The 7,186-nt window shown below is 33.0% G+C and carries 9 protein-coding genes; 5 read left to right on the top strand and 4 right to left on the bottom strand.

Annotated elements, in window-relative coordinates; translation table 11 throughout:
- Positions 1–240: 240 nt before the first annotated feature.
- From QO200_RS16055 to QO200_RS16040, 4 genes are all read right to left on the bottom strand, one after another.
- Positions 241–510 (bottom strand): transposase, encoded by a 270-nt coding sequence (locus QO200_RS16055; protein WP_371542060.1) that lies wholly within the window; start codon positions 508–510, stop codon positions 241–243.
- A 163-nt stretch (positions 511–673) separates the two neighbouring features.
- Positions 674–826, bottom strand: a complete 153-nt coding sequence (locus tag QO200_RS16050) for a hypothetical protein (RefSeq protein ID WP_371542055.1) — start codon at positions 824–826, stop codon at positions 674–676.
- Positions 827–839: 13 nt separating this feature from the next.
- Positions 840–1,073 (bottom strand): hypothetical protein, encoded by a 234-nt coding sequence (locus tag QO200_RS16045; protein ID WP_371542052.1) that lies wholly within the window; start codon positions 1,071–1,073, stop codon positions 840–842.
- 133 nt (positions 1,074–1,206) lie between these two features.
- Positions 1,207–1,518: a transposase gene (locus QO200_RS16040; protein WP_371542049.1), complete on the bottom strand. Its 312-nt coding sequence runs from the start codon at positions 1,516–1,518 to the stop codon at positions 1,207–1,209.
- A gap of 263 nt (positions 1,519–1,781) precedes the next feature.
- On the opposite strand from QO200_RS16040, the gene QO200_RS16035 reads away from it, so the two are divergent.
- The 5 genes from QO200_RS16035 to QO200_RS16015 all read left to right on the top strand — a co-directional run bounded on the left by QO200_RS16035 (position 1,782) and on the right by QO200_RS16015 (position 7,155).
- The gene (locus QO200_RS16035) at positions 1,782–2,354 is read left to right on the top strand and encodes a DUF4402 domain-containing protein (RefSeq protein WP_371542047.1); all 573 of its coding nucleotides are present in this window, start codon (positions 1,782–1,784) and stop codon (positions 2,352–2,354) included.
- Between the two features lie 92 nt (positions 2,355–2,446).
- Entirely contained in the window at positions 2,447–3,259 is an 813-nt protein-coding gene (locus tag QO200_RS16030) for a hypothetical protein (protein WP_371542044.1), read from the top strand.
- Positions 3,260–3,292: 33 nt separating this feature from the next.
- Positions 3,293–3,829, top strand: a complete 537-nt coding sequence (locus QO200_RS16025; RefSeq protein ID WP_371542042.1) for a DUF4402 domain-containing protein — start codon at positions 3,293–3,295, stop codon at positions 3,827–3,829.
- Positions 3,830–5,485, top strand: coding sequence for a hypothetical protein (locus QO200_RS16020; protein ID WP_371542040.1), 1,656 nt, complete (start codon positions 3,830–3,832; stop codon positions 5,483–5,485). It abuts the gene before it with no gap.
- Positions 5,486–5,547: 62 nt separating this feature from the next.
- Positions 5,548–7,155 carry an SPOR domain-containing protein gene (locus QO200_RS16015; RefSeq protein ID WP_371542038.1) on the top strand — a complete coding sequence of 536 codons (1,608 nt, stop codon included), beginning with the start codon at positions 5,548–5,550 and terminating at the stop codon, positions 7,153–7,155.
- Positions 7,156–7,186: the final 31 nt, after the last annotated feature.

Below are 7,186 nucleotides of genomic sequence, written 5' to 3'. Positions count from 1 at the left end.
GCCTGCGCAGATGGTACTGCAGTTATGTGGGAGAGTATGTCGTCGCCTTTCTTTACCCTGAATTTATTTCAGGGTCTTTAAAAACCCTATCCAAACCGGATAGGGTTTTTTTGTGCGCAAAAAACTCTTTTTTTATTGGTTAGTAAGGGATTTAGCGGATCAAGCGCAAAAGTTGGGGATTATCCAAAAAGGTTAGATAATCTGAACAAGAAAAAGTGGATCAAGCGCAAAAGTTGGGTATTATCCAAAAAGGTTAGATAATCTGAACAAGAAAAAGTCGATTTTCCGAACCCCTCTAAACTGACTTCTGAACCCTTTGATTTTTGCATTAAAAGATTCTGCAGAAGCATTTGTACTTCGATTGTCAAAATAGTTTAGTATGGATTGATAATTAACTGTTATCGAATTTAGAACTACATTGAAGTTCTTAAATCCTGATTCCTCTACTTTTCGATACCAATGCGCTAATTTCAACATAGCTACATTTTTATCATTATTTGTATCGTAAATACTGGATCAAGTCGAAAACCTGTGGAGCGATAAAAATTAGGCATAAATATTAGTTAGCCTAAAAAGAAAGAATTCCACATATCGAACACCTCTAAACTGAGATCTAAATGCTTTTATTTTAGTAACAATGTTATAAAGTTCTCCTTGTGATAAAGCAACTTCGTCAACGGCTAAGTGAGTTCCTCAGTTTTGGAGGCTTTACTTTTTCTTCAAAATAAAGGTGCAGGTTTTCTTCAGAATTGGCAGCAGAAACTATTTCGAAGTTCTCTATTAAAAAATCAGAAAGCATAAATTTTAAAAGGTCTATAGAAGTCATATCTCAAAGTTAATTATGTAAAAATATTCATTTTTGCAAAACTTCTCCCCAGGTTTTGTTCCTGATCCGAGACTTGTTCTATGACTTGTTCTGTTTTAGTACCAGCAACTATAGCAACCAATGATCCTTTTTTACCTTTCGCTTTCTTATTAGTAACAATGGTATAAAGTTCTCCTTGTGATACTAAGTGAGTTCCTATATTTTGGGGGTAAACAATCCATTGATGTGCGTATTCTCTAGTTCCCAAGTGATTAATGTACTGAGGTTTCTTTTTTACTGTCTTTAAAGTTTGCTCCCATTAACTCCAAAGAAACTACCAATAGTGTGACAATTAATTTCTATGTTATCTATTAATTTCTTTTAAAAAAAGCCGCAAATTCTTACGTCATACGTGTTCTTTTGGCAACTAAAAGCCAATCTCTTTTAGTGATTTCACCAGTAGTTTTATTTGTCCAACGACGGCGTTTAATGTGTAAATACACAAACTTGCCTCTAAGTGGAAAATCTTGGATTGTTATTTCATCTAAAAAACCTTTAGATACTAATTCTACAGTGTCAAACTCTTTTGGTGGTTTTGACTTTTCTTCAAAATAAAAGTGTAGGTTTTCTTCAGAGAGAGCTGCAGAAACTATTTCAAAGTTCTCAATTAAAAAATCAGGAAGCATAAATTTTATGAGGTCTATAGAAGTCATATCTCAAAGTTAATTATGCAAAAATATTATTTTTTCTAAAAACTCTCCGCAGGTTTTGTGCCTGATCCGGAATTAGTTGTGAGCTTGTTAAGTCATGATGATATTGTTTTTTTTTGTCTTAAAAGCATGAAATTACGTGCTTAATCGGTTTTAATTGTTTTTAATCGGAAATATTTTGTAGAATGTTTTTTTTTGATGTTAATTTTCGCTCGAATTAAGATATTACTCCCAAATTCTACCTACAACAATTTAACTTAATTACTATGAAAAAAATTATTTTATTAGCGTTTTTCGCTATCGCTGCATTATCAAACAATGCTAATGCTCAAACAACAAACACTCAATCGACCGTAAAGACCAACGCAAGTGCTAAACTTATTAAGGTAATGAGTGTTGCTAATGCAGATACAGACGGCTTGGATTTTGGGACTATTGTTCTTACGGGAGTAGGTTCAAGCACTGTTATAATGGAGGCAGCAGATGCTTCAAGAACTTATGGAACTAATAGCGCAGCAGCTGTTAATGCAAATCAATCACCAAACACTGCAAAATACAATGTAACTGGTACGCCAAATGAGACTTATGCTTTATCTTTTCCAACTGATCCCGTAGTTTTAACGACTGCTACAACTGCTACAGGTGGTAATACTGTGTCCGATATGACCATTACAGATTTTAAAGCTCGTTTTAATGGCAAGGATGCAGATGCGGTTGTAAGTATTTTGACTGGTAGTGGTACAGATTCATTTGCAGTTGGAGGAACCTTGAATATAAAAGCTGATCAAATTCCAGGAGTGTATACTGGTACCTTTGATGTTACTGTAGATTATAACTAGGAATAAATCACTATATATCAGAGGAATGTGCTATGCAGGTACATTCCTCTTTTTTTTTGTATTTTTCGGCTTATCTTAAATATCCCCCACCAATGTATAAACCTATAATCGTATTTGCCTATTTGTATTTGTTATTTTTTTCTGTAAGTACATTTGCTCAAGGTGATTTATATGTTACGCCTAACAGGGTTATTCTCGAAGGTAGAAAAATGAATGAAGTTTTGAGTTTAGCTAATACAGGTGATAAAGCGGCGACCTATTCTATTTCATTTGTACAGCGACGCATGAATGAAGATGGTAGTTTTACAAGCATTGATGCGCCAGACGAAGGAGCACCATTTGCAGATCCTTATTTACGAATTTATCCTCGTCAAGTGACTCTTGAACCTAAAGAGGGACAGTCTATAGTGCTTCAAGTAAGACGCACAGTAAACATGCCTGATGGCGAATACCGTTCTCATATTTATTTTCGTTCTGAGAATGACTACGCTCCACTTAGTAAAGAAACAAATGATACTCTAAAAACTGTCAGTGTAAAATTAATTCCTATTTTCGGTATCAGTATCCCTATTATCATTCGTATAGGAAATGTTAGTGCAACTGCCACTCTAAATGACTTGTCTCTAGATTTGAAAAATCAGAAGAATGAATTAACTTTTAATTTAAATCGAGAGGGAAATGCTTCTGTATTTGGAGATCTTAAAGTTGAATATATTCAGGAAAATAAAAAGCCTGTTGAAATTGGTGCAATGAATGGTGTCGCAGTTTATACCAATATTAAAAAGAGAAAAATTGCAATCAAAGTTAACATTGAAGATATCAGTCTAAATAAGGGCAAAATAAAAGTTTCATATCTCAGCCGAGAAGATGCTTCAGTACTAGCCGAGGCTGAAATCAAATTTTAATTATTTCAATTTCATCAAAATTTTTACAATTAGATGCAAATAGCTCATTTATCTAATACAAGTCTAAAACTACCTTTTTTTTGGGTAATTTACTTTTTTATAGTATCTGTTTATGCTCAACCATCGTTACCTTCTAGAGCATTTTCTGTTCAAGCAACTCAATCACTGAATTTTGGTACATTTGCCTTAACTGGAGGGGGAGATGGAATTCTTTCTATTGGCACAGATGGATATAGAAATGCCGTTCAAAACGTATTCCTCTCTGAATTAGCTCCTATCGCTCAACCCGCTATTTTTGAAATTAGATTGTGTCAAGGTCGAAATGTTACAATTAATTTTGACACTACTACTCCATTAACGCGCATTGGAGGCGGTGTAATGACCCTTAATATAGGGCCAGCAAAAAGAGAAGGAATAGCGACGAATCTACAAAATGGTGATACTTTTTCAACTGAAAATAATTGCAATTTCATAACTATTTTACGTGTGGGAGGGACTTTATATATTCCTTCAAATTCACTTCCTGGTCAATATACAGGAAGTTTTGAAATTACTTTTAATCAAGAATAGATGAAACTTTTTTTTATAAGGTTATATGTCATTCTTGGTAAATTTCAAACTTTGAAATATTATGTATTGTGTCTTGCGATTTTTAGTTCTTTTACCATGTTAGGAGGTAATGGTACCATAGATGGTAATAAATTAGATCCAGTAATCAATTACGATATTATTCCGGTGCAAGTAAATGTTAAAGGGATTTTGCGATTTGAAACAGAGGTGCTTATAACCGATTCTAAGGTTTTGTACTTCAATATTGAAGATTTATTTAATCAATTAGGAATCAATATTAGGAGTGAGAAGAATCAGGCGTTCTTGACTGGATTTATTGCAAATGAAGCTAATACATATAAAATTGATGTTGAAAATAGTCAAATTCTCGTAGGGACTAAGGATATTAAATATGAAAACGGTGTTGTACAGATATCGAACTCAGTTTATGTCGAATCTAACCTTTTAACAGAAGCTTTTGGCTTAAATGTCTTATTTAACTTTCGCTCATTATCTGTTAAAATGGATGCTACATTTGAACTTCCGAAAATTAAGCAGGCGAGATTAGAAAATATGCGTAGCAACATAATCAAACTTCAAACTAATACTGGAAATTTTAAAGATACAGTTGTCGGTAGGGAATATCATTCGTTTAAGGCGGGAACGTTAAATTGGTCAGCTAATTCTTTTCAAACATCTCAAGGAACAAGTTCTAATAATTTTGGATTAGGAATAGGAAGCGAGTTGTTATTCGGTGAAGCAAATATTTCATTATTTCTGAACTCGCAAAGTGCATTTGATAGTAGGCAATTATTATATAATTGGCGATGGATCGACAACCAAAAAAAATATATCAAACAAGCACAAGTTGGTAAAATAAGCAGTCAAAGTATATCTTTTTTAAAAGCGCCGCTTGTAGGGGCAAGTATAAATAATTCATCTAATACAGTAAGAAAAGCTAGAGGGTCTTATACAATAAGCGAATATACGGAGCCAAACTGGACGGTCGAATTATATATAAACGATGCATTAGTTGATTATACTATTGCAGATGCCTCAGGACTGTACTTATTTAAAGTACCTATTGTTTACGGTTATACAACTTTGAGGCTTAAGTTTTATGGTCCGTTGGGAGAAGAGCGCACAGATGAGCGTATTATGAATACTCCTTATGCTTTTATGCCTGTGAACGTATTAGAATATAATATCACAACAGGAATTTTGGAAGATGAACATTCGAGTCAATATGGTCGTGCTGAAACTAATCACGGACTAACTCGATTTATGACTATCGGTGGAGGAGTAGAATATTTGTCAAGTGTTCCTGAGCATCCAACCATCCCATTCGCAAATGTTTCTTTTCAACCGTTTTCAAAAATGGTGATAAATATGGAATATGCACAAAATGTGGTTTTTAAAGGATTAGTAAACTATTATGTAGGTAAAAGCTCTTTTTTGGAATTAGATTATCGTAAATATACCGAGGGGCAATTAGCTACATTTAATACAGCAAATGAGGAGCGAAGAATTAAATTTTCATTTCCCTATAAGCTGAATAGTATTATGACTAATACAAAATTGAGTTTTAATCAATTGTTTATAATACGTTCAACTACAATCAGTTTAACAGCGTCTTCTCTGGAAATTATAAAAACTATTCAGCTAATTTTTCTTTAGCTTCTAACTGGATTAATAATAGTGATTTGTTTTTAACATCTAATTTAGCACTATCTTATAAAATGATAAGTGGGTTTGTACTTCGTCCATCAGTAGATTACGACTTTTCTTCTAACAAACTGTTGCGGTATGGTACTATATTAGAAAAAAGGGTGGCTAAAGTGTCGTTTTCTGCGACGATCGAGAGAAATGTGCAAATCAATGCAAATAACTTTTTACTAAATTTTAAATATGATTTGAATTTTGCACGAATGAATTTTTCAGCTGCCTATAACAATAACAGTTTTAATTTTTCTCAAAGTGCTCAGGGTGGATTGGCTTTTGGTGGAGATAATGGTTATTTGAATGCTAGTAATAATTCAGCATTGGGAAAAGGTGGTATTTTATTGTACCCCTTTCTTGATTTGAATAACAATGGTAAAAAGGATGTAGGAGAATCAACAGTATTCGTGAAGGATGTGAAAGTCAGTAATGGTAAAGCAATGATTAGTAAAAGAGACTCCATTATAAGAATTTCCGATTTAAATTCATTTGTAAACTATAATGTTCAGTTTTCAGATGCCGATCTTGAGAATATTTCGTGGAGATTTAAAAATCATTCGTACGAAATTTTAGTAGATCCTAATCAATATAAAAAAGTAGAAGTTCCTATTGTTGTGGTGGGAGAGGTAAGTGGGATGGTATATCTAAATGCCGAAGAAAAATTAAAAGGATTAGGACGAATTACCATTCAAATATTTAATGATCAAGGTAAAAAAGTAGTCGAAACTTTAAGTGAATCAGATGGGTATTTCAGTTATTTAGGATTGAAACCAGGGAAGTTTATAGTTAAAGTTGATGATAAACAGTTAGAAAAATTAGATTATAAGTCTAGTCCACAATTGCATCAGGTAGAGATTGAAGTTTCGGAATATGGGACGGTTGTAGAAGGATTGGATTTTCAAATTACATCGAAAGATGCAAAAGTAGATGCAAAAGTGCCGAACGTAATAAGTCCTGAAACTAAAGTAAAGTTTGAAGAGAAAAAGCTTTTAGGTACAATAACTCCAAAATTAATTAAAAACATATTAGATTCTGAGGAGCTGTTTTATAGTATTAAAGTAGGTGTTTATGAAAATCATTCCATGCCGAAAGAACTGGAAAATCTTGACACACTGTTTTATGAAGATTTAGCTAACGGCAACGTCCAGTATTATTATGGTTTTTTCAGAAGTCTTGATAGAGCGATCATTGCTAAGAATGCACTTGAATTAAGAGGAATTAATGGTACTTCAGTAGTTACGTATCAATTTGGAAAAAAAATCACGACACCATCCGTAGTGATAAAGAAAGAAGAAGTGTTAAAAGAAAATGATATTCCAATTATAGCAGTCAATCAAGGCAATACAAGGAAGAATATTTCATTCGGTAAAATTTCAGATATTAAAGAAGATTTTTTTAGTGTACAAATTGGTGTGTTTAGAAATTATGTACCTTCGGAGCGTCTACGATACTTCAATCCAGTGTATTACGAATTTAAGGAGGGTGGTCTAATACGGTATATTTCAGGCCAATTTAAAACGTTTGGCGAGGCTAAAAATATGAAATATAAAATAAATGAAAAAGGAATAAAAGATGCTTTTATCGTTAAATACAAAAATGGACTTAGATCTGATTCAAAGAAAGATTAAGAGCTAATTTTAATTGATCGATAAAGCTGCA

It is taken from the genome of Flavobacterium sp. Arc3, assembly GCF_041431375.1.
Taxonomy (GTDB): domain Bacteria; phylum Bacteroidota; class Bacteroidia; order Flavobacteriales; family Flavobacteriaceae; genus Flavobacterium.
This window is presented reverse-complemented; position numbering and strand designations above follow the sequence as displayed.

Bases quoted from the DNA above. Each gene is read 5' to 3' on its own strand.
- QO200_RS16050 (WP_371542055.1), bottom strand. From the start codon at position 826: ATGACTTCTATAGACCTTTTAAAATTTATGCTTTCTGATTTTTTAATA.
- QO200_RS16040 (WP_371542049.1), bottom strand. From the start codon at position 1,518: ATGACTTCTATAGACCTCATAAAATTTATGCTTCCTGATTTTTTAATT.
- QO200_RS16035 (WP_371542047.1), top strand. From the start codon at position 1,782: ATGAAAAAAATTATTTTATTAGCGTTTTTCGCTATCGCTGCATTATCA.
- QO200_RS16030 (WP_371542044.1), top strand. From the start codon at position 2,447: ATGTATAAACCTATAATCGTATTTGCCTATTTGTATTTGTTATTTTTT.
- QO200_RS16025 (WP_371542042.1), top strand. From the start codon at position 3,293: ATGCAAATAGCTCATTTATCTAATACAAGTCTAAAACTACCTTTTTTT.
- QO200_RS16020 (WP_371542040.1), top strand. From the start codon at position 3,830: ATGAAACTTTTTTTTATAAGGTTATATGTCATTCTTGGTAAATTTCAA.
- QO200_RS16015 (WP_371542038.1), top strand. From the start codon at position 5,548: ATGATAAGTGGGTTTGTACTTCGTCCATCAGTAGATTACGACTTTTCT.